Origin of the sequence: Micromonospora sp. NPDC048843 (assembly GCF_040649965.1) — a bacterium.
Classification (GTDB): domain Bacteria; phylum Actinomycetota; class Actinomycetes; order Mycobacteriales; family Micromonosporaceae; genus Micromonospora; species Micromonospora hortensis.
Window position 1 is genome coordinate 25,012 of record NZ_JBEZGJ010000017.1, and the last position, 21,157, is coordinate 46,168.

Sequence of the window (21,157 nt, forward strand, 5' to 3'; positions counted from 1 at the left end):
CCGAATGGAAAGAGGGGGCGATATCGGGCCGGGCCGGAATCAGTCGGGCGCGACCTCGGCCAGCAGGGCGCCCACGGTCCGGGCCATCACCGCGCGGGCCTGGTCCACGCCGAGACCGAGCCCGTAACGCAGCATCGACCAGGCCTGCCAGGTGCTCGCCGCCACCAGGGCGTTGAGCAACTGCTCGCGCCCCGGCCCGGCCTCGGCCAGCTCGACGGCGAAGAGCTCCTCGACCTCGTCGCGGACCCGTTCGATGTGCTTGAGACGGTTGCGGTGCAGCTGTTCGGAGACCGGCTCACGCATCTGCGCGGCCCGCGCCGACGACGCGATGAGCTGGAGCAGTCGAGCCCGCTGCCGGCAGTACGCGTCGACCCGCTTCGCCAATGGCAGCCCCGGTGAGATCGGCCGGTAGGCGGCGTCCTGCTGGCGGAGCACCTCCGCGCCGCTGGCCTCGAAGAGCGTCTCCATGTCCTTGAAGTTGGTCCAGAGGGTGCGCAGCGAGATGCCGGCCCGCTCGGCGATGCGTTCCCCGGTCGGGCGGAGGTCACCCTCGGAGATGAGCGCGAGGTGCGCCTCGACGATGGCGGCGCGGGTCCGCTCGGCGCGGGCGGTGCGCCCGTCGACCCGGCCCGCCACATCGACTGCGTCCATCCGCCCTCGCCCCCTCACCGCCACGACGTCCCCCGACGCACCGCCGAGTCTAGACAGCCGTTGATCAGCGGCTCCGGACGCTCCGCCGACGCCGTCATCCGGCCCGGCCGGTCAGCGAGACGCCGCCGTCGCAGACGATGGTCTGCCCGGTGATCCAACTGGCGTCGTCGGAGGCCAGGAAGGCGACCGCGCCGGCCACGTCCGACGGCAGACCGAGGCGCCCGAGCGGGTACCGCGCGGCGACCTCGGCCTCCCGCCCGTCGTAGAGGGCGGCGGCGAAGCGGGTCTTCACCACGCCGGGGGCGACCGCGTTGACCCGGACCGTCGGCCCCAGCTCCACGGCGAGGCTGGCGGTGAGGTGGTTGAGCGCGGCCTTGCTGACCCCGTAGCAGGCGATGCCGGGCGACGGGCCGAGCCCGGCGATCGACGAGACGTTGACGACGCAGCCACCGCGCTCGCTCATGCCGGCGGCGCAGACCTCCTGCACCCAGCCGAGCGCGGCGACCACGTTCACGTCGAGGATCTTGCGGGCCGCGGCCAGGTCCAGCTCGACCAGCGGGCCGTGCACCGGGTTGATGCCGGTGTTGTTGACCAGCAGATCCACCGGCCCGAACGCCGCGCTCACCTGGCTCACCGCGGCGGCCCGATGCTCGGGATCGTCGGCCCGACCCGGCACCGCGAGGGCGTGTGCCGAACCGCCCAGGGTGGCGACCGCCTCGGCCAGCCCTTCGGGACGGCGGGCGGTCAGACCCACCCGCGCGCCCTCGGCGACGAGGCGTTGGGCGATGGCCAGACCGATCCCCCGACTGGCGCCGGTGACGATGGCGACCCTATCCGCGAGTCGGCCCGAATATGCATTCACGGTGCAGATAGTAGGAGCGTCGATCGGTATCGGTCAACGCCTTCGACGATTGGTCGACAGGCCGCTCCGGCAGCACGCGCGCAGCAGTCCGACCGGGCGTGGTCGGGGGAAACCACGCCCGGTCGGACGTCGGGGCTGCGGGGCCTCAGGAGACGGTCGGCACCCCGTTCGCCGGCGGCGCGGCCGGGGCGACGGTGTACTCGTTGACCGCCCCGTCCGCCTCGTCCGTCTCGTACGCCGGCCCGAAGTAGGTCTGCACTCCCCCGCTCACCCGGCTCAACCGCTGGCCGCCGTACCCGGAGTGATCAGTGGCCGAGAAGCGCAGCGGCACCAGCCCGGGGCCCTGGAAGCCGCCCTTCTGCACTGCCCCCAGCACCTTCTCCCGGGTGAGGTCCTTGCCGGCGGCGAGCAGCGTCTGCACGAAGAGATAGCCGACCGACATGCCGTAGACGGTGTTGCCGTCGAACGGCGCGTCCCCGTTGTGCTCCTTGTTGACCTTCGTGAAGAGCTGGATCCACGGGTTCGCCGTGTCGTTCTGCATCGGCAGGTAGTTGGTGCCGACCATCCCCTCCAGCAGCGGCGCGGCGGCGCCGAGCTGCTTGGCCAGGGTCGGGTGGTCGGCGCCGACGTTGGAGACCAGCCACTGCGGCTTGAAGCCCAGCCGTGCCGCCGTGCCGACGGAGAGCGCTGTGAAGCCGGGCACTGTGGCGAGCACGACGACCTGGCAACCGGCCGCCTTGAACGCGCCGATCTGCGGCGCCACGTTGGTGTTGCTGGTGACGTACGTCTGCTTGACCGCCACGGCACCGGCGCCGAGCACCTTCTCCACGCCGGCCAGGCTGTCCCGGCCGAAGTCGTCGTCCTGACCGAGGAAGCAGACCTTCTGGCCGGCCAGGTTCGCCTTCGCGTAGTTGGCGAGGATCTTGCCCTCGACGGTGTAGTCCGGGTTGAACCCGAACGTGCCCGGATACTTGTCCGGCTGGTCCCAGCTGCGGCTACCGGAGGCGACGAAGAGGTCTGGCACCCGGTTGCTCTTGAGGAAGTCGAGCACACCGGTGTGCGTCGGCGTGCCCAGACCATTGAGGACGGCGAAGACCTTGTCCTGGAGGACGAGCTGACGGACCACCTGCTGGGTGTTCGCCGGGTTGTAGCCGTCGTCCATGATCTTGTAGGTGATCTTGCGGCCGTGCACTCCGCCGTTGGCGTTGACGTAGTCGAAGTACGCCTTCGTCGCCGGAGCGATCTTCGAGTAGCCGGCCGAGGCCGGACCGGTCAGCGGCATGTGGGTGCCGACGACGATCTCGGTGTCGGTGACGCCCGGCACCGACGCCCCGCCGGAGCCGGGGCCGTCGTCGCCGCTACAGCCGGCTGCGGTGATGAGCAGGGCAAGGGTGCTGGCGATCGCGAGGCCGCGATGCGCTTTACGGTGCATGGGAAACACCGACCTTTCTCGGTCCGGTTGTCTGTGGGAACGGTGTGGTGGTGGGGCGCCCGGCCGAGGCCGGACCGAGGACAGCTCAGGAACGCCGGGTCGGCCGCCTGGCCAGCAACGCCCGGCCGAGACGCGACAGCAGACCCTGCACACCGCCGGGGGCGGCGATCATGACGACGATCAGGGTGAGACCGAAGATCGCCAGGGGGAGGTTGCCCTCCAGCCGCTGCGCCACAGCGGGCGAGAGCGTGAGCATCTCGGTCACCGAGTGGGTCAGATCGGGCAGGGCGACCAGCAGGACGGCCCCCCACAACGCGCCGGTCAGTCGACCCAGGCCACCGATCACCACGGCCATCAGCAGGAACAGCGACAGGGTCAGCGAGAACGCGCCGGGTGAGACGCTCTGCGCGAGCACCGCCAGCAGCGCGCCGCCGAGCCCGGCGGTGGCCGCGCTGACCACGAACGCGAGGACCTGGGTGCGGGCCACGTGGATGCCGGCGAGGCGGGCCGCCACCTCGTCGTCGCGGACCGCCCGGAAGGTACGCCCGTACCGGCTGCGGACCAGATTCGCCAACAGCAGCAACGCGAGCAGGGTGGCCGCGCCGGTGACCCAGAGCTGCCACCGCTCGTACGGGAAGTACGGGCCGAGCGACAGCGGCGGCGGCTCCACCGGCACCGACAGCCCCTGCTCGCCGTTGAACACGCCGTCGAAGGTGACAGCCAGCGCCGGCACCACCACTGCCACCGCGAGGGTGACCCCGGCCAGATAGGGGCCGCGCAGGCGGGCCGCGGCCACACCGACCACAGCGCCGACCGCGACGGTGCTGACGATCGCCGCGGCCAACGACAGCGGCAACAGCCAGCCGCCGGTCATCCCCCGGTCGGCGAACGCGGTCTGGCACAGCGCCACCGTGTACGCCCCGGTGGCCATCAGCGCGCCGTGCCCGAGCGACAGTTGACCGTTGAGCCCGGTGAGGACGGTCAGCCCCGCGGTCGCGCAGAGGTAGGCGGCCACTGTGGCGAGCTGGAAGTTGCGGAACGGCTCGACGGAGTAGCTGAGCGCCACCAGCAGCAACCCTGCGGCCAGCACCACCGCGAGGTGGCGCAGCAGTGTGGAGCCGCGTCGCCGGTCGACCGGTCGGCCGCCCGGGTCGTCGAGCTGCTCCGTCGGCGGCACTGCCGCCTTCGTGGCGCTCACACCCGCCTCGCCGCGACCGGGGCGAACAGCCCACCGGGCCGGACCAGCAGCACCGCCAGCAGCAGGACCAGCACCGCGAGCGGGGTGAGGTCACTGCCGGCGTAGCCGCTCACGTAGGAGAGCAGCAGCCCCACCACCAGCCCACCGACCACCGCCCCCGGTGGACTGTCCAGCCCGCCGACCACCGCCGCCGTGAACGCCGAGACGAACACCAGGTCCATGGCGTGCGGGTGCAGGCCCAACTCGGTCGGCAGGACCAGCATGGCGGCCAGCGCGCCCACCCCGGAGGCGAGCGCCCAGCCGAGGGTCAGCATCCCACCGACGTTGACCCCGAGCAGCCGGGAGACCTCCGGAGCGAAGGCCGCCGCGCGCATCCGCAACCCCACCGGGGTACGCGCGAACATCCAGGCCAGGCCACTGACCACCACGCCGATCGTGGCGAAGACGAACAGGTCGTACGGGGACAGCACGGCGACCCCGCCCACAGTGAGGGCGGAGCGGCTGAACGGGGCCTCGGCGGGGCGGAACTCGCTGCCGTACACCATGCCCAGCACGGCCTGGATCAGCAGCACCAGCCCGAGCGCGACGATCACCGGGTTGAGCGGTGAGGCGTGATCGACGTGCCGCATCACCACCCGGTCCACCAGCGCACCGAGCAGCAGGCCGGTGACGATCGCGACAACGAAGCCCAGCCAGTAGGAACCGGTGGCGGTGCTGACCGTGTAGGCGACGTACGCGGCGGCGACGGCCATCGCTCCCTGGGCGAAGTTGACGACCCGCGCCGCCCGCCAGATGAGCACCAGGGCCAGTGCGAACGCGGCATACACCGCGCCCCGGGACAGGCCGTCGACGGTGAGGAAGACGAAGCGGTCCAACAGTTCTCCCTCCGGGGGACGAGGTGGTGGTCAGAAACCGAGGTAGGCGTGGCGCAGGTCGACGTCGTCGCGTAGCTGCACCGCCGGGGCGGCGATCACCACCCGACCGAGGGACATCACGACGCCCTGGTCGGCGACGGCGAGCGCGCTGCGCACGTTCTGCTCGACCAGCAGGACGGTCAGCCCGGTGCGGTCGCGCAGTTGGCGGAGCAGGGCCATGGTCCGGGCGACCACCCGTGGCGCCAGGCCGAGCGACGGCTCGTCCAGCAACAGCAGACGGGGCCGGCCGACCAGGGCCCGACCGAGCGCGAGCATCTGCCGCTCCCCGCCGGAGAGCTGGTGACCGAGGTGCCGGCGGCGTCGGGCCAGCGGCTCGAAGAGCTGGTAGACCTCGTCGAGCGCCCGCCCGGCGTCGGCCCGGTCGCGTCGCCACAGCCCGCCCAGCCGCAGGTTCTCGTCGACGGTCAGCTCGCTGATCACGCCCCGGCCCTCCGGGACGTGCGCCATGCCGCGTCGGACGAGCTGCTCCACCGGCGTACCGCGAAGGTCCTCCCCGGCCAGCAGGACCTGACCTGCGGCCGGGCGGATCATGCCGGAGAGCGCGCGCAGGAGGGTGGTCTTGCCGGCGCCGTTGGCGCCGACGACAGCGGCGATCGTGCCGGCCGGGATGGTGAGGTCGATGGCCCGCAACACGGGCGCGGCGCCGTAACCGGCGACCAGCCCCCGCACGACCAGCAGATCGGTGCCGCTCATGGGGAGACCTCTTCCTCGACGGTGGCACCGAGGTACGCGTCGGTGACCGCCGGGTCGTCGCGGATCTCGTCCGGGGCGCCGGCGGCGATGACCCGACCGAAGTCGAGGACCACGAGCTCGTCGCAGACGGCCATCACCAGGTCCATGTGGTGCTCGACCAGGAGCACGGCGCAGGGGTCGGTGTCCCGTCGGGGCAGTTGCCGGACCAGCTCCGCCAGCTCGGCGATGTCGTCCGCCCCGAGGCCACCGGCCGGCTCGTCGAGCAGGAGCAGCCGGGGCCGGGCGGCGAGCGCGCGGGCCAGGGCGACCCGCTGGCGTACGGCGAAGGGCAGGGTGGCCGGCGCGGCCCCCGCGTGCTCGGCGATGCCCAGCTCGTCGAGGATGGCCAGGGCGTCCGCGCGCAGCCGGCGCTCGTCGCGGTCGCTGGCCGGCAGCCCGAGCAGCGCCGGGACGAAGCCGGCACGGGCGGTGTGCGAAGCGCCGGTCATCACGTTCTCCAGCACGCTCAGCCCGGCGAAGAGCCCGGTGCCCTGGAGGGTCCGGGCGATGCCGAGCCGGGTCAGCCGGTGCGGCCGTGGCCGCAGCGGCCGGCCGTCGAGGGTGAGTGAGCCCGTCTCCGGTGCGACGAAGCCGCAGATCACGTTGAACAGCGTGGTCTTGCCGGCTCCGTTGGGTCCGATGACGCCCACCACCCGGTTGGGTGGCACCCGCAGGGACACGTCGTCGAGGGCGGTGAGGCCGCCGAAACGGACGCCGATGTGGTGCAGTTCGAGGCCGCGCTCCATCACCCATCCCTCTGTCGTGGCGGGTGTTTATTTACACTCGCAGTGTACGTTTCTCGGGTTTGGCGTCAAGACCTTCAATGCCCCCTTTACGCACGTGGACGGGGCGGCCGCCAGCGGCGACCGCCCCGTGACCGCCGTCAGGCGCTGGGACAGGTGTTGCGGTACTCCTGGATCTGCGAGCCGCTCGGGCCGGGGCAGAGGAACTGCTCGTAGCGGGTGTCGTCGTCGACGAACCGCTTCAACCAGGCCACCATCTGCCGCGCGGTCGGCGTGTTGGTGGTCTGCGGGAAGAAGTGGCTCGCCCCGTTCAGCTCCAGGTACGCCTTCTCGGCGGACGCCGGGATGCTGTTGTAGAAGGGCACCGAGTGCGACGAGACCGGCGCGACGCTGTCGCTCTCCCCACCGACGATCAGCGTGGGCACCCGTAGCTCGGACCAGCTCTTGTCCAGGTTCCACGGTGCCAGCGGCACCGCGGCCTGCAACGACGGCCGCGACGAGGCCGCCTCCAGGCTGCCCCCGCCACCCATGGAGTGACCGGCCACAGCGAGTCGACTGCTGTCGATCCGGGTGCGCACCGAACTGCGCTGGGTCAGGTAGTCCAGCGCGGCGAGCAACTGCCGGCCCCGGCTGTCCGGCTGGTCCAGGCGACTGTTGGTCTCGATGCCGATCACCACGAAACCGTGCGAGGCGATGCGTGGTCCGAGCCAGCTGATGCTGGACCAGGCGGCGGTGTAACCGGGCGAGATGGCGATGGCGCCGAAGGTGCCCTCGCTGGTGCTGGTCGGGTAGTAGATGACGCCGCCGCCGAAGCCGGTGACGCTCAGCGAGGACACGCTCTGCGAGGACGTCGCGAACGGGCCGCGGCTCGCCTCCAGGATCGCTGTGGTCGGGGCGGGGCCTCGCTCGTACGGGCCGGCGGCCTGGGCGGCGCCGGACGATCCGGCCACGACGCCGCCGGCGGCCAGGACGGCGGCCAAGGCGAGCCGGGTGGCACGGGCTGCGACGGAACGGGGACGGGTGGTGGTTGGTGAGGACACGTCGGGCACTCCCTAAAGTCGAGGGATATCGACGTATGTCAGTTTTGGCTGCCTGGCCGATCCCGGCATCGGCGAAATCACCAGTCCCGGCGCAGGATGCCGAGATGAGTCGTGTTTCGACCCTCTGACCTGGGGTAGCAGGGCAGGCGCCGGCCCGCACACGCGCCATGGAGAGGTTCATTCAGTGGATTCCAGCAAGCCCGCCGAGGCGGTCAAGAACGTCGTGAAGACCGCCTCAGGAAAGATCGCCGACGCCCTCACCCCCGACATCCCCGGTGCGCCGGGGAGCGCGCCGCCACCGATCGAGGAGCCGACGACGCCGCACGACCCGCTGCCGCCGAAGCCGGAACAGGGGGCACCGCAGACGCGCACGCCGACCGGCGCGGAGACCGGCGCGCCGACGATCGCGAACGGTCAGCAGGGGGCCTACCTCACGACAGCGAACGGGGCACGGCTGCGCGACACCGACCACTCGCTCAAGGCCGGCCCGCGCGGCCCGGTGCTCCTCCAGGACCACCACCTCCGCGAGAAGATCACGCACTTCGACCACGAACGCATTCCGGAGCGCGTGGTGCACGCCCGGGGCGCCGGCGCGCACGGTGTCTTCACCGCGTACGGCACCGCCGAGGCGGTCACCCGTGCCGGCTTCCTCAAGAAGGGCCGTGAGACCGACGTCTTCGTCAGGTTCTCCACGGTGCTCGGTTCGCGGGGTTCGGCCGACACGGTCCGCGACACCCGTGGCTTCGCCACGAAGTTCTACACCGACGAGGGCACCTTCGACCTGGTCGGCAACAACATGCCGGTCTTCTTCATCCAGGACGCGATCAAGTTCCCGGACATCATCCACGCCGGCAAGCCGCACCCCGACCGGGAGATCCCGCAGGCGCAGAGCGCCCACGACACCTTCTGGGACTTCGTGTCGCTGCACACCGAGGCGCAGCACCACACCATCTGGAACATGTCCGACCGGGGCATTCCGCGTTCGTACCGGACGATGGAGGGCTTCGGCGTGCACACCTTCCGCCTCGTCAACGAGGCTGGGGAGACGGTGCTGGCCAAGTTCCACTGGAAGCCGAAGCTGGGCGTGCACTCACTGACCTGGGAGGAGGCCCAGCTGCTCGGCGGCATCGACCCGGACTTCCACCGACGCGACCTCTACGACGCCATCGAGGCCGGCGCGTACCCCGAGTGGGAGCTGGGCATCCAGGTCTTCCCGGACACCCCCGAGGAGACCTTCGACGGGATCGACCTGCTCGACCCGACGAAGATCGTGCCGGAGGAGCTGGCCGAGGTGCAGCCCATCGGGAAGCTGGTGCTCAACCGGACGCCCACGAACTTCTTCGCCGAGACCGAACAGGTCGCCTTCCACCTCGGTCACCTGCCCCCAGGCATCGACGTCACCAACGACCCGCTGTTGCAGGGCCGGCTCTTCTCGTACCTCGATACGCAGCTCACCCGGCTGGGCGGGCCGAACTTCACGCAGATCCCGATCAACCGCCCGCACGCCGACGTGAACGACATGCTGCGCGACGGCTTCCACCAGCACGCCGTGCACGGCGGCGTCGCACCGTACCGACCGAACTCGCTCGACGGCGGCAACCCGTTCCCCGCCGGGGACGCCGAGCACGCCTTCGTCGACGTGCCGGTCACTGTCGCGCAGGCACCGAAGGTACGCGCCAACCCCGCCTCGTTCGACGACCACTACAGCCAGGTCCGTCTGTTCTGGCTGAGCATGTCGCCGGTCGAGAAGGAACACATCATCCGGGCGTACACCTTCGAGCTGGGCAAGTGCTACCACCAGGCGATCAAGGAGCGCCAGCTGCAGAGCCTCGCCAACATCGACCCGGTGCTGTGCGAGCAGGTAGCCGCCGGCCTGGGCCTGCCCGCACCCCAGCCGACAGTGCCGCTCCCCGACGTCACGCCCAGCCCGGCGCTGTCGCAGGTCGGTCGGGAGTGGCCGAGCGATGGCCGCACCGTCGGGATCGTCGTCGACCCCGACGGCGACCTGGACGGCGTCGACGAGGTCCGCCAGGCGGTGTTCAGCGCGGGTATGGTGCCGCTGCTGATCGCCCCGCACGGCGGCCTGGTGGGTGACCTGCCGGTGCAGCGCACCTTCGCCACCGGCCGGTCGGTCGAGTTCGACGCGGTCCTGCTGGCCGGAGCACCGGCGCCCGCACCGGACGCCCTGCCCGCCCGCGACGCCAAGGCGGGCACGCCAGACCCGGCAACCGTCGACCCCCGCGTGCTGCTGCTCGTCGAGGAGTGCTGGCGGCACGCCAAGGCGATCGGCGCCTGGGGCGCCGGCGTCACAGTGCTGGAGCAGGCCGGCGTCGCCGGCACCCCGGGCGTCGTGGCGGCGGGCTCGGGCGCCGAGGCGCTGACCGCTGTGCAGCAGTTGATGGCCGCGCACCGGGTCTGGGAACGATTCCCCGCAGCGGTCGCCTGACCCCACCACCGACGAGGGCCGTCCTCCGCAGCACCGGGAGGAGGGCCCTCGTCGGCGTCCTGGCGCTATCGCCGGGTCCACTGCAGTTGGCTCGTGCCGGCACTACAGCTGCGCTGCTCGATCATCGCGCCGTTCGCGGTGCTCTGACCGACAGTGCCCAGGCACAGTCCGCTGTGCGCGTTGACGAGTTGCCCGGCCTCGTTCAGTGTGAACTGTTGCGCCGGGGTCGTGTTGCAGGTGGTGAGCTGGATCGCCGCTCCGGCGTCGCTGGACGCGGAGAGCACGTCCAGGCAACGCCCACCCAACTGCACGCTCCGGTCCGAGCGCATCGCCCAGAGCTGGTGGGAGGCGCGGGCGTCCCGGCAGTCCCAGATCCCGAGCCGGACCGGGTCGGGTGATTCCGGCGCGCTCACGTCCAGGCACCGCTTGCTCGCCACCCCGACGAGCCGGTTGCCCGACCGCGCCGGGGGCACGCTCGGGGTCGGTGACACTCGACGGTCCGGCGTGGCCGACGGGGTGGCCCCACCCGCCGTCGACGCCGGCCGGAAGCCCGCGGTGATCTCCCGGAACGCGTCCGTCCCGGCGACCTCCCAGGCGGACTCGGGTGTCAACCAGGCGATGCGGTAACCCTGACGCTTCTCCGTCGTGAAGGTGCGCTGGCGCCCGCGCATCGCGGTACCCGCCTCGCTGGTGTAAACCCACTCCAGGTCGGCTGCCTTGAGCTGGTAGTTGACGGCGAGCAGCTCGACCCGGCGGTAGTCGCGGTACCGCTCACCGACGGCCGGGCCGGCCAGTTCGGCCAACGGGTCGTTGCGCGGCGAGTCGGTCTGGCTGACGACCAGCATCCGTTCGCCGCCCGGCTCGTGCAGTTCGACCCGCTGCCCGCGCCGGACGATCTGCCAGTCGCGCGGCGCCGGCATCGAGAAGCCGCTGCTGTCCCGGTAGACCGACCACGAGATCGGTCGGAGCGCAGCGGTCGTCGGTGCGGCAGCGGGCGTCGACGGCGCACCCGGCACTGCGGCGTCCACCAACTCGGCCCCTCCCCCGGCCGGCCGCGACGCACGGCGGGTGGCCAGCGGAACCCCGACCGCCAGGCCGAGTGCGACCACTGCCGCGAGGCCACCGAGAAGCCAGGTCCGCCGTCGGCGGGCCGGTCCCCGACCGGCACGATCCGCGGCCACCGGGGCCGACGACCGGGGTACGTCGGGAGTGTCGACCGGATGGGCCGTGATCGCCGTTGACGCGGCGGGCGCCGGACGCCACGTCACCGCTATGGGCGGCCGGGGTGTGCCGTCCAGCGCCGTCCGGAGCAACTGCTCGGCCGCGTCCGCGTCCATCCGCTCGGCCGGGTCCTTGCGCAGCAGACCGGCCAGCACCGGCGCGAGCGGTCCCGCCCGTCGCGCCGCGGGCGGCGGCTCGGTGACCAGGGCGGTGAGGCTCATCAGACTCGACGGCCGGGCGTACGGCGACTGGCCCTCGACGGCGGCGTACAGGGTCGCGCCGAGCGACCAGAAATCCCCCTCCGGACCCACAGTGCCCCGCATGGCCCGTTCGGGAGAGACGTACGCGGGCGAGCCGAGCACCACACCGCTGAGGGTGAGGTTCACGTCCTCGACGGCGGTGGCCAGGCCGAAGTCGGTGAGCACGATCCGGTCGTCCGCACCGACGAGGATGTTCGCCGGTTTGACGTCGCGGTGCATGATCCCGGCGCGGTGGGCGGCGCGTAGCGCGCCGAGCACGGCCAGCCCGATCTCGGCCGCCCGCACCGGCGGGACGGGACCGTCGGTGGTGATCGTGTCGTGCAGCGAACGGGACGGCACGTACTCCATCACGATCTGCGGGTCACCGTCGGCGCTCAACAGCACATCGAAGACCCGGACGACGTTGACGTGGTCGAGTTGCGCGATTGCCCGTGCCTCCCGAAGTGACCGGACCCGCAATTCCTGTCGCGCCTCAATGGTCAGACCAGGGGGCGGAACGATTTCCTTGATGGCGACGTCCCGTTGCAGCATTCGGTCGCGGGCTTTCCACACTCGACCCATTCCACCCTGGCCGATGAGCTCGACGACGTCATACCGATCGGTAACAAGAAGCGGCAACATCTGCGACACCCGGAGAGGCTACCTGGCACGTCGTCGAACAATTTCCGGCAGTCGAAGCGAACCACCGGATGTGATTCGGCTCATTCGCGCCGACGACGTCGTTTGTGGAGCCACAGACGGTGTGGGCGCGCCGTTGAGCCACCAGGAATTGGCTATTTGTTCACGATGGCACCCACACCGGTCGAGGCGGAATCAACCGATGTCGGCCAGCCGGGGCAGCACCTCGTCGCCGAGCCGCCGGGCGAACTCGATCGGGTCCCGATCCGGCGTCACCTGCACCTCGCTCACCCCGAGCGCGGCGTACTCGGACACCTCGGCGAGGAACGCGTCGGTGTCGTCCAGCGGCGCCTGGGCGGCGACCACCGTCTTCTCGATGGTGTCGTAGTCGCGACCCTCGGCGGCGCAGTGCCCGCGCAGCACATCCAGCTTGCGCGCGATGTCGTCGCTACCGCTGCGGCCGAACAGGTTGCAGGCGTCGGCGTACCGGGCCACCAGCAGCAGGGTCTTCTTCTCGCCGCCACCACCGATCATGATGGGCGGTCGCGGGCGGCTCAACGGCTGCGGCGAGTTGATGGTCTCGGCGAGCTGGTAGTGCTTCCCGTTGAACGGGCCGTCGTCGGCACTCCACATCTGAAGGCAGATGCGCAGCGTCTCCTCCAACCGCTCGAACCGCTCGGCCACCGGGACGACCGGCACACCCAACCCGAGCTGCTCCCGCTCGTACCAGGAGGCGCCGATGCCGAGGCGGGCCCGGCCGCCGGAGAGCACGTCGAGGGTCGTCACGGTCTTGGCGAGCAACCCCGGGTAGCGGTACATCACGCCGGTGACCAGTACGCCCAGCGTCATCCGCTGGGTCATGGCCGCGACGTAGCCGAGCGTGGTGTACGCCTCCAGCATCGGCTCGTCGGCCGCGAACACCGCGTCCATCTGGAAGAAGTGGTCCATCACAGTGAACGACGCGACGCCGGCCTGCTCGGCGACTGTCGCCGTCTGCGCCAGGGTCGGTGCGATAGCGGCCGGGTCGGCCGGAGTCGAGTAGTTCCAGTAGTGCAGCCCGAGCTTCATGTTCGACACCTCCGCAACGAGCCTAGTGCCGCCTGGCGTCCGCCGGGGGCGGCTCGGAACCGCCTACGGATCGGGTCCGACGGCGTCCATTACCGGACCATGACAATTCGTGGATCACGTGCGGATATCCGGCTGGCAGCTTTCGGTGAGTGATCCAACAGCTCTCTCCCACCGAATCCCGGCCCGCCGAGCCGGAGCCCGACGCGCCACGCGTCCGGTTCCGCCACCGCCAACGGACCGGACCCACCTCTGCCTCCGCGACCGCACCCGCCGCCGGATCACACCGGGCGCAGTGGGCCGATGCCGCGAAGGGCGTCTGCATCATCCTCGTCGTCCTGTGGCACGTCGTCGTGAAGGACTACCTCCAGATCGACTGGCACATCGGCGTACCGGTGCCGGGCTTCTGGGGAACGCTGGGTGAGCAGTTCCTTCCGCTGCGGATGCCGTTGTTCTTCACCATCTCGGGCGTCTTCGCGGCGAACGCCGCCCAGCGGCCGTGGCGGGTCGTCGCCCGCAGCCGGATCGCCGGGTTCCTCTACCTGTACGCCGTCTGGCTGCTGATTCACACAGTGGTCCTCGCCGCCGCACCGGAACTGCCGACCGACCGGGCCACCTCGGCGCTCGGCCTGCTGGAGCAGTTCACCATCACGCCGTCCAACCTCTGGTACCTGTACGCCCTGGCGCTGTACTTCACGATCGCCAAGTTGACCCGCCGGGTGCCCCGGGCGCTGGTCCTGGTCCCCGCCGCCGCGCTGTCCGCCGTCGCCGCCGCCGGCCTGCTCGACACGCCGGGCAACCGCGCCGGCCTCTACCAGAATCTGATCTTCTTCCTCGCCGGCCTGTACCTGCGGCCGCAGATCCAGCAGTGGGCCGCCACCGCCACCCGCCGCCGGCTGTTACTGACCTCGGGTGGCTACGTCCTGGCGCTCGCCGCGATGGCGGCAACCGGCGCCCAGCAGTGGTTCGGGGTATGGCCGGCGGTCTCCGTGGTGGCAGTGATCTTCGGCATAACCGCCGCTGCCCGGCTGTCGCGGTGCTCGGCGCTCAGCGAACCGCTGGCTAGGCTCGGCCGCATCACCCTGCCGATCTACGTCATTCACATGCCGGTCCTGGCCCTGCTGCACCGGCTGTTGCTCGCACCGGTTTCCGGACTGGGTGGGTCCGCTCAGGGCCTGATCGTGCTCGGTTATCCGATTCTGCTGAGCGGGCTGGTGATCGCTCTGAGCCTGGCCGTTCACCGCGGGCTGCTGGCGGCTCGCGCGGGCTGGCTGTTCGCGCTGCCCGGCTCGCGACGGGTGGAGGCGGCCGGATGAGCGCCCTCGCCGAAGCCCTGATCGACCTGGACGCGATCGCCAGCAACGTGCGGACGATCGCGTCGGTCACCGGCACCGGACTGATGGCCGTGGTGAAGGCCGACGGGTTCGGCCACGGCGCGGCGCAGGTGGCCCGGGCCGCGCTGCGCGCCGGCGCCTCCTGGCTGGGAGTGACCTCGACGGCCGAGGCGCTGACCCTGCGCGAGGAGGGTGTGACAGCGCCCACGTTGAGCTGGCTGCACGGCCCGGATGACGACTTCGGTATGTTGATCAAGAGTGGCGTCGACGTCGGCGTGTCCACGACGACGCACCTGCACGCCGTCGCCGACGCGGCCCGTCTGCTCGGCGTACCGGCGATGGTGCAGCTCAAGGCGGACACCGGGTTGTCCCGCAACGGGGCCGCCGGGGACGACTGGCCCGAGTTGGTCGGTTGGGCCCGCAAGTACGAGCGAGAGGGTGGGATCCGGGTGCGCGGGGTGTGGTCCCACCTCGCCGACGCCGACCTGCCGGGCGCCCCCGCGCTCACCCGTCAGGTGGCGACCTTCGAGGAGGCGCTGCGGACCGCACGGTCGGCCGGCCTGGCTCCTGATCTCGTTCACCTGGCCAACTCGGCGGCCGCCCTCTCCGCACCGCGGACCCGATTCGACCTCTGCCGGATCGGGATCGCCCTCTACGGTGTGGACCCGTTCGGCGTGAGCGGTCCGGGCGAGTTCGGGCTGCACCCCGCGATGACCCTGCGCACGAGCGTTGTCAACGTCAAGCGGGTGCCGGCCGGCACCGGCGTCTCCTACGGGCCCGAGCACGTGACCGGCGCACCGACCACGCTGGCGCTGCTGCCGCTCGGTTACGCCGACGGGCTGCCCCGGGCCGCGGGTGGCCGCGCCTCGGTGTGGCTCGCCGGCCGGCGGTGCCCGATCGTCGGGCGCATCGCCATGGACCAGTGTGTGGTCGACGCCGGGGATCTTCCCGTGACGATCGGCGACCCGGTCGTGGTGTTCGGCCCGGCCGAGGGCGACCAGCACCCTCCGACGGTCGTCGAGTGGGCCCGCTGGGCCGACACCAACCCACACGAGATCTTGACCGGCATCGGGGCCCGGGTGGCCCGCGAGCACCTCCACGGAAGGGCACGGAACTCATGACAACCCGACTGGCAGTGCTGTACGGCGGGCAGAGCGGCGAGCACGAGGTGTCCTGTCGCTCGGCGGCGAGCATCCTCGCCCACCTGGACCGTGAGCGGTACCAGGTCACCGAGGTGCTCATCGACCGCGAGGGCGGGTGGCACGTCGGCGGTCGACCGACGCCTCTGCCTGCGGCGTTGCGCGTCCTTCGTGCCCAGGACGTGGTCTTCCCGGCCCTGCACGGCCCGTACGGCGAGGACGGCACCGTGTCGTCGCTGCTGGAGTGGCTCGGCGTGCCGTACGTCGGCAACGGTGTCTTCGCCAGCGCCGCCGGCATGGACAAGGGGGTCACCAAGCGGCTCCTCGCGGCGGAGGGCCTGCGGGTCAGCCCGGGGGTGACCCTGCGTCCAGGTGAGGCCCTGTCGCCCGAGGACCAGCGTCGGCTGGAACTGCCGGTCTTTGTCAAGCCGGCCCGGGCCGGGTCGAGCCTGGGCGTCGTCAGGGTGGACGACTGGGCGGGAGTTCCCGCCGCGCTGGAACAGGCCCGCCAGGTCGACCCGAAGGTGCTCGTCGAGCAGGGGGCGCGGGGACGGGAGATCGACGTGGCGGTCCTCCAGCACCCGGACGGCCGGGTACAGGCCGGCCCGCCGCTGGAGATCAGCGTGACCGGCGCCGGCTTCTTCGACTACGACGCGAAGTACGACGGCGGGGCGATCTTCCAGATTCCCGCCCCGCTCGACGCGGCGACCACCGAGGTGCTTCAGGACCGTGCGATTCGCGCCTTCCAGGCCCTCGACTGCCGTGGGCTGCTGCGGGTCGACTTCTTCCTGCCCACCGAGGGGTCGCCCGAGCCCATCGTCAACGAGGTCAACACGTTCCCCGGCTTCACCGCCGCGTCCCAGTTCCCGCAGATCTGGCAGCAGGCCGGTATCGGCTTCGCCTCCCTGATCGACATCCTGATCGCCGGCGCGCTGGCCGATGAGGACCACGGCCACCACAGCGGGTTGCCCCGGCCGGAACGCGCGGTCGACCATCTGGTGTGAGTCGGCGGGCGTGCCCGGTCACCTGATCGGGCACGCCCGGGGCGCTTGGACGCCGTCCGACCCGACGATCGTGACGGTGGTGGCGGTGTTCGCCGCGCTGACCTGCGCCGCGGCGGCGACCGTCGTGCAGATGATCTGGTCGACCGCGTGCGCTGACAACGCCTGCGCGGCGATGTTCGCCCGCACCGTGAGGTCACCGGCCTGATCGGCTCCCGCCGTCACAGTGACCGGGTCGAGGCCGGCCGGAACGTCGCTGGTGAAACCCTGGGCGCGTTCGTTCTCCTGCGGACCGGCCGCGAGCAGCGAGAGCGCGGCGGCGGGCGACGGGTCCCCGTTGACCGGGCGGAGGACCAGCACCAGTTCGCCGTGCGCGAGCAGGTAGAGCCAGTTGCCCTGGGCGGGGCCGCTGATCGGCGGACGGCCGGTGATGACAGCGCTGGGTTGTACCCCACAGCCCGCCGCGAGCAGCGTCAGGAGCAGTCCGCCGGCGAGCAGTGCGCGGCCCGTTCGTCGGCCGGTCACCGGGCACCTCCGGTGTCCGCCGTTTCGCGGGGCAGGCGGAGGGTGAACACCGCGCCGCCGTGGGTGCCGTTGCTCGCGACGAGACTCCCCCGACGCTCGCCGTGGCGGTGCAGCCGCGCGTTCTCCCAGGAGATGGCGAGGCCGAGGCCGCTGCCCTCGGAGCGGGTTCGCGCGGTGTCGGCCTTGTAGAGGCGGTCGAAGACGTGCGGCAACACCTCCGCGTCCAGTCCGGGCCCCCGGTCGGCCACCTCGATGGTGACCCAGTCCGGGTCGGCGCCGAGTCGCACCGACACCGGCTCGGCACCGTGCCGGAAGGCGTTGCCGACCAGGTTGGCGACGATGACGTCCAGTCGGCGGGGGTCGAGTCGGGCCACGATGCCGGGTGGCAACTCCGTTCGTACCCGGCCCAGCCAGCCGCGGATCCGCAGGGTCGCTGTCACCGCCGCGGCCACGTCCACGTCGTCCAGGGCCAGCCGCGCGGTGCCGGAGTCGAACCTGCTGATCTCGATGAGGTCGTTGACCAGTTGGGTGAGGTTCTGCGTCTCCTGGCTGACCAGCCGGGCGGCTCGGCCCGCGTCCCCTGGCAGGTGCTCCGCCTCCTCGTCGAGCACGTCGGTGACCGCCGTCATCGCGGCCAGTGGCGTCCGGAGTTCGTGCGAGACGTCGGCCACGAAGCGCCGGGCGTCGGATTCCAACCGCCGCAGCTCGCCGACCTGCCGCTCCAGCGTGCCCGCGGTGTCGTTGAAGGTCCGTGCCACATCCGCCAGCTCGTCGGCGCCCCGGACCGTCAGCCGGGTGCTCAGGTCGCCCTCACCGAGGCGGCGCGCCGCCCGGCTGAGGTCGCGGACGGGTCGCAGGACGCCGCGGGCGGACAGCAGGGCCAGCAGGACGGCGAGGATCAGGGACAACCCGCCGGTCCACCACGCCCTGGTGGCGAGCTGGTCGATGCTCTGCTGCTCGGGCACGAGATTGCGCACCGAGTAGACCTCCACCCCGGACGGGCGGGACGTGCCGTCCGGGCGCTCCAGCGCCAACTGGGTACCGATGAGCAGCGCGGGTTGTCCGGCGAGCGAGACCCGTTGCCAGGCGATGCGACCGTCACGGACCTTCTGCCGCAGCTCGGGGGTGAGCGGGTCGGCGAATTCGCCGCCGCCCTGTGCCCGCATGTCCCGGTAGACGACCACCGCGAAGCTCTCCCGGTCACTGAGGCGCTGGGCCAACAGTTCTAGGTCGTCCTGGGTCGGCGGAAGCTGGGCGATCGGGTAGACCTTGGTGAGCTGGTCGGTCAGCGACATCACCGCGGCGTCCTGCGCCTGCTGGAGGATGACGGTCCGAGCCTGGAAGTAGCTGCCACCGGCCACCGCCACCGTCGTGGTCACGCCCAGCAGCGCGAACGCCAGGACGAGCCGGACCCGTAGACCCGAGACCCACGCGCCGACCCGGCGCCACCGCGTCACAGCGGCCCGAACCGGTATCCGAAACCACGCACGGTCTGGATGTAGACCGGTGCCGACGAATCCGCCTCGATCTTGGCGCGTACCCGCTGGACGCACGCGTCCACGAGTCGCGAGTCGCCGAGATAGCCGTGCTCCCACACGGCCTCCAGGAGCTGCTGGCGGCTGAGCACCTGACCCGGCGTGTGCGAGAGTTCGAGCAGCAGTCGCAGCTCCGTCGGGGCGAGGCTGACCGGCGTCCCGTCCTTGCTGACCACCAGCGCGGCCCGATCGATGGTCAACTCACCGTGCTGTTCCAGGCCGGTCCGGTCGCCGCCTCGTCGCGAGTCGCCGCCGGTCCGTCGCAGCACCGCGCGGATGCGCGCCTCCAGCACCCGGGCCTGCACGGGCTTGACCACGTAGTCGTCGGCGCCGGCCTCCAGGCCGGCCACCACGTCCATGTCGTCGTTGCGGGCGGTGAGCATGATGATCGGCAGGTCGCCGAGCTGCCGGATCCGGCGGCAGACCTCGAACCCGTCCATCCCGGGCAGCATGAGATCGAGGACCACGACATCGGACGGGGTCGTGCGCAGCCGCTCCAACCCCTGCTCGCCGGTGCCCACGGCATGCACTGTGTGGCCCTGCCGGGTGAGCGCCAACTGCAGTCCGTCACGCACCGTCTGGTGGTCTTCGATCAACAGCACCTGGGACATGTCGTCAAGTATCCCATCATGAGATCTTTCGGGTTTCGGTCGTTGGCGCTGCCTGCGCGGGGCTCCGCGGGGAGAGCGGCACCGCGAAACCCGTCGAACGCACCAGGAACACCACAGCGCCCACCAGGAACATCGTCGACGCGGCCGTGGTCACGATGGCGATCAACAAGCCGCGCTGCACCGACGCGGCCAGACCGGGCACGACCACCAGCAGCGCCCAGACCAGCACGACCAGCCCGATTCCCGCTTCGGCCAGCCTGCGCCAGAGGCTGCCACCGCCCGAACCGCCGGTCGTGTCGCGGTCGTCGGGCCAGGCCGTCAACGCCGCCGCGGCCAGGCAGAACAGTGTCACCCCCAGCAGTACGCCACCGAGCACGTCGCTGAACCGGTGCCAGCCCGCGATCATCGTGGCGGAGGCGATCACCGAGACACCCGCCGCGCCCGGCGCCGCCAGCCAGCGCCGGGCCCACCCGGGCAGGACCAGCATGAACGCCAGCAGCAGGGCGGTCGCCGCCGCGACATGGCCGCTGGGGAAGCTGTTGTGGGTGGTGGAGCTCAGGATCTGTAGATCCGGGCGGGGCAGCTCCGATTTCACGGCGCCGGCCAGCAGCACCGCGCAGACGACCATGCCCACGCCGACGACCCCCGCCACCAGCCGGCGACGGAGCACACCCAGCAGCAGCACCACGCCGAGCAGGGCCGCGATGAGGCTCGGGCTGCCGAAGGTGGCCAGCACGGTCTTGGCCGGGCCGACCAGCACTGTCTGCTGCTCGTACCCTCCGCCCCGCTCGGCGCGCGGCAGGAGCACCCCGTCCAGCCACTGCCCGGGGTACGTTCGCACGAAGACGGCGGCGGTGAGGGTCAGGGCAACCAGACCGGACAGCGCCGCCGCGAGCAGTCGAAGCCCCAGTGGCACCGCCGCGCGGGCGTGGGGCAGCGGTCGCGCCGGACCGGGCGTCGACCGCCCGACGGAGTACAACGATCCGATGGACATGGCGACCATGCTCGCTTCGGCAGGTCCGTACCCCGTCCGCGAATTGTCTTGGTTCTGTCACAACCACTCCCACCGCTTCCGGAAAAGCGGATCGTCGGCGGTGGGCCGGGTGGACCTGGACGGCGCCGCGGGATTCACATGCTTACATGCAACTATGTTTTACCCAGCCGAGATCAGCCACCACTAGGGTCAGGACGCCGATCGATATTTCGGTCGGCGGCGCGAAAAATCCATCCGGAGTGAGTTGGGGAACCGGAAGGTGTTGGCACATGCAGGGAATTCCAGTGGCCAGCCTGGTCATCGGCATCGCATCCTCGCCGGCCGAGCGGCGACATCTGGCCCGGCTGCTCGGCGGCAGTGACGCCTTCCTGATCGTCTCGACAGTCGACCAGGCACGAGAGTTCCTCGGGGTGGTCGAGGCGCCTGCCGCCTCGGCTCCCCCGACCACTGTGGCGCTCGCCGAGGTGGCGCCGAGCCCACAGCCACCACCACCGGATCTGGCCGTGGACTCCGACCGCCGGGTGCTGCGGTGGCGCGACCAGGAGATCGACCTGACCCGGTTGGAGCACGACGTCCTGCTCTGCCTGGTGCACGCGCCCGGTCAGGTCTGGACCTACGAGCGCCTGCACCTCGAGGTCTGGGGCAACCGGCACCTCGGCCGGGGCTCCGACATGCACTCGGTGATCCGCCGGGTGCGCGGCAAGCTCGCCAGTCTCAACGCCACGGCGACGATCCACTCGGTACGCGGCGTCGGCTTCCGGCTCGCTCCCGTCTGATCACCCCGGGCGCGGTCCGGCCCGCCTGGTCGGGGACCA

Annotated in this window: 19 protein-coding genes; 5 read left to right on the plus strand and 14 right to left on the minus strand. The window is 71.4% G+C overall.

What is annotated here, in order from left to right; all coding sequences use genetic code 11:
* Positions 1-39: 39 nt before the first annotated feature.
* The 8 genes from AB0C20_RS06635 to AB0C20_RS06670 all read right to left on the minus strand — a co-directional run bounded on the left by AB0C20_RS06635 (position 40) and on the right by AB0C20_RS06670 (position 7,593).
* Entirely contained in the window at positions 40-651 is a 612-nt protein-coding gene (locus tag AB0C20_RS06635) for a TetR/AcrR family transcriptional regulator (RefSeq protein ID WP_357180140.1), read from the minus strand.
* A gap of 94 nt (positions 652-745) precedes the next feature.
* Complete coding sequence (locus AB0C20_RS06640) at positions 746-1,513, minus strand: SDR family oxidoreductase (protein ID WP_357180137.1); 768 nt, start codon at positions 1,511-1,513, stop codon at positions 746-748.
* Positions 1,514-1,658: 145 nt separating this feature from the next.
* Positions 1,659-2,945 carry an ABC transporter substrate-binding protein gene (locus AB0C20_RS06645; RefSeq protein ID WP_357180133.1) on the minus strand — a complete coding sequence of 429 codons (1,287 nt, stop codon included), beginning with the start codon at positions 2,943-2,945 and terminating at the stop codon, positions 1,659-1,661.
* An 85-nt stretch (positions 2,946-3,030) separates the two neighbouring features.
* Positions 3,031-4,143 (minus strand): branched-chain amino acid ABC transporter permease, encoded by a 1,113-nt coding sequence (locus AB0C20_RS06650; RefSeq protein ID WP_357180130.1) that lies wholly within the window; start codon positions 4,141-4,143, stop codon positions 3,031-3,033.
* Positions 4,140-5,018, minus strand: a complete 879-nt coding sequence (locus tag AB0C20_RS06655; protein WP_357180127.1) for a branched-chain amino acid ABC transporter permease — start codon at positions 5,016-5,018, stop codon at positions 4,140-4,142. The genes AB0C20_RS06650 and AB0C20_RS06655 overlap by 4 nt, the downstream gene beginning before the upstream one ends.
* Before the next feature lie 30 nt (positions 5,019-5,048).
* The gene (locus AB0C20_RS06660) at positions 5,049-5,771 is read right to left on the minus strand and encodes an ABC transporter ATP-binding protein (protein ID WP_238682540.1); all 723 of its coding nucleotides are present in this window, start codon (positions 5,769-5,771) and stop codon (positions 5,049-5,051) included.
* Positions 5,768-6,556, minus strand: a complete 789-nt coding sequence (locus AB0C20_RS06665) for an ATP-binding cassette domain-containing protein (RefSeq protein WP_357180123.1) — start codon at positions 6,554-6,556, stop codon at positions 5,768-5,770. The genes AB0C20_RS06660 and AB0C20_RS06665 overlap by 4 nt, the downstream gene beginning before the upstream one ends.
* A gap of 137 nt (positions 6,557-6,693) precedes the next feature.
* Positions 6,694-7,593, minus strand: a complete 900-nt coding sequence (locus AB0C20_RS06670) for an alpha/beta hydrolase (protein ID WP_357180120.1) — start codon at positions 7,591-7,593, stop codon at positions 6,694-6,696.
* A gap of 184 nt (positions 7,594-7,777) precedes the next feature.
* Between AB0C20_RS06670 and AB0C20_RS06675 the strand changes: the two genes are divergently transcribed.
* Positions 7,778-10,039: a catalase gene (locus tag AB0C20_RS06675; protein ID WP_357180117.1), complete on the plus strand. Its 2,262-nt coding sequence runs from the start codon at positions 7,778-7,780 to the stop codon at positions 10,037-10,039.
* Positions 10,040-10,104: 65 nt separating this feature from the next.
* Here the strand turns inward: AB0C20_RS06675 and AB0C20_RS06680 are convergent, their stop codons facing one another.
* Entirely contained in the window at positions 10,105-12,141 is a 2,037-nt protein-coding gene (locus AB0C20_RS06680; RefSeq protein WP_357180715.1) for a serine/threonine protein kinase, read from the minus strand.
* A gap of 192 nt (positions 12,142-12,333) precedes the next feature.
* Entirely contained in the window at positions 12,334-13,206 is an 873-nt protein-coding gene (locus tag AB0C20_RS06685; protein ID WP_357180114.1) for an LLM class F420-dependent oxidoreductase, read from the minus strand.
* Between the two features lie 149 nt (positions 13,207-13,355).
* Here AB0C20_RS06685 and AB0C20_RS06690 point away from each other — a divergent pair, with 149 nt between their 5' ends.
* From AB0C20_RS06690 to AB0C20_RS06700, 3 genes are read left to right on the plus strand one after another with little or no spacing between them, the layout of a single operon-like run.
* On the plus strand, positions 13,356-14,519 hold the full coding sequence (locus AB0C20_RS06690; RefSeq protein WP_357567537.1) for an acyltransferase: 1,164 nt from the start codon (positions 13,356-13,358) through the stop codon (positions 14,517-14,519).
* A complete protein-coding gene (alr, locus tag AB0C20_RS06695; protein WP_357567538.1) occupies positions 14,516-15,658 on the plus strand; it encodes an alanine racemase in 1,143 nt (380 codons plus the stop codon). The genes AB0C20_RS06690 and alr overlap by 4 nt, the downstream gene beginning before the upstream one ends.
* Positions 15,655-16,680, plus strand: a complete 1,026-nt coding sequence (locus tag AB0C20_RS06700; protein WP_357180105.1) for a D-alanine--D-alanine ligase family protein — start codon at positions 15,655-15,657, stop codon at positions 16,678-16,680. Before alr ends, AB0C20_RS06700 begins: the two co-directional genes overlap by 4 nt.
* 18 nt (positions 16,681-16,698) lie before the next feature.
* Here AB0C20_RS06700 and AB0C20_RS06705 read toward each other — a convergent pair whose 3' ends face one another.
* Genes AB0C20_RS06705 through AB0C20_RS06720 form a run of 4 tightly spaced genes read right to left on the minus strand, consistent with a single transcriptional unit; the run spans position 16,699 to position 20,342 of the window.
* Entirely contained in the window at positions 16,699-17,202 is a 504-nt protein-coding gene (locus AB0C20_RS06705) for a hypothetical protein (RefSeq protein ID WP_357567539.1), read from the minus strand.
* A complete protein-coding gene (locus tag AB0C20_RS06710; protein WP_357567540.1) occupies positions 17,199-18,659 on the minus strand; it encodes an ATP-binding protein in 1,461 nt (486 codons plus the stop codon). The genes AB0C20_RS06705 and AB0C20_RS06710 overlap by 4 nt, the downstream gene beginning before the upstream one ends.
* Positions 18,656-19,348 (minus strand): response regulator transcription factor, encoded by a 693-nt coding sequence (locus AB0C20_RS06715; RefSeq protein ID WP_357567541.1) that lies wholly within the window; start codon positions 19,346-19,348, stop codon positions 18,656-18,658. The genes AB0C20_RS06710 and AB0C20_RS06715 overlap by 4 nt, the downstream gene beginning before the upstream one ends.
* Positions 19,349-19,364: 16 nt before the next feature.
* Positions 19,365-20,342 (minus strand): phosphatase PAP2 family protein, encoded by a 978-nt coding sequence (locus AB0C20_RS06720; RefSeq protein WP_357567542.1) that lies wholly within the window; start codon positions 20,340-20,342, stop codon positions 19,365-19,367.
* Positions 20,343-20,611: 269 nt separating this feature from the next.
* Here AB0C20_RS06720 and AB0C20_RS06725 point away from each other — a divergent pair, with 269 nt between their 5' ends.
* On the plus strand, positions 20,612-21,118 hold the full coding sequence (locus tag AB0C20_RS06725; RefSeq protein ID WP_357180093.1) for a winged helix-turn-helix domain-containing protein: 507 nt from the start codon (positions 20,612-20,614) through the stop codon (positions 21,116-21,118).
* The last annotated feature ends 39 nt before the right edge of the window (positions 21,119-21,157 follow it).

What these genes read in the sequence shown, in the direction of transcription:
- AB0C20_RS06635 (WP_357180140.1), bottom strand. Translation starts at nt 651, where the DNA reads ATGGACGCAGTCGATGTGGCGGGCCGGGTCGACGGGCGCACCGCCCGC.
- AB0C20_RS06645 (WP_357180133.1), bottom strand. Translation starts at nt 2,945, where the DNA reads ATGCACCGTAAAGCGCATCGCGGCCTCGCGATCGCCAGCACCCTTGCC.
- AB0C20_RS06660 (WP_238682540.1), bottom strand. Translation starts at nt 5,771, where the DNA reads ATGAGCGGCACCGATCTGCTGGTCGTGCGGGGGCTGGTCGCCGGTTAC.
- AB0C20_RS06665 (WP_357180123.1), bottom strand. Translation starts at nt 6,556, where the DNA reads ATGGAGCGCGGCCTCGAACTGCACCACATCGGCGTCCGTTTCGGCGGC.
- AB0C20_RS06680 (WP_357180715.1), bottom strand. Translation starts at nt 12,141, where the DNA reads ATGTTGCCGCTTCTTGTTACCGATCGGTATGACGTCGTCGAGCTCATC.
- AB0C20_RS06685 (WP_357180114.1), bottom strand. Translation starts at nt 13,206, where the DNA reads ATGAAGCTCGGGCTGCACTACTGGAACTACTCGACTCCGGCCGACCCG.
- alr (WP_357567538.1), top strand. Translation starts at nt 14,516, where the DNA reads ATGAGCGCCCTCGCCGAAGCCCTGATCGACCTGGACGCGATCGCCAGC.
- AB0C20_RS06700 (WP_357180105.1), top strand. Translation starts at nt 15,655, where the DNA reads ATGACAACCCGACTGGCAGTGCTGTACGGCGGGCAGAGCGGCGAGCAC.
- AB0C20_RS06715 (WP_357567541.1), bottom strand. Translation starts at nt 19,348, where the DNA reads ATGTCCCAGGTGCTGTTGATCGAAGACCACCAGACGGTGCGTGACGGA.
- AB0C20_RS06720 (WP_357567542.1), bottom strand. Translation starts at nt 20,342, where the DNA reads ATGTCCATCGGATCGTTGTACTCCGTCGGGCGGTCGACGCCCGGTCCG.
- AB0C20_RS06725 (WP_357180093.1), top strand. Translation starts at nt 20,612, where the DNA reads ATGCAGGGAATTCCAGTGGCCAGCCTGGTCATCGGCATCGCATCCTCG.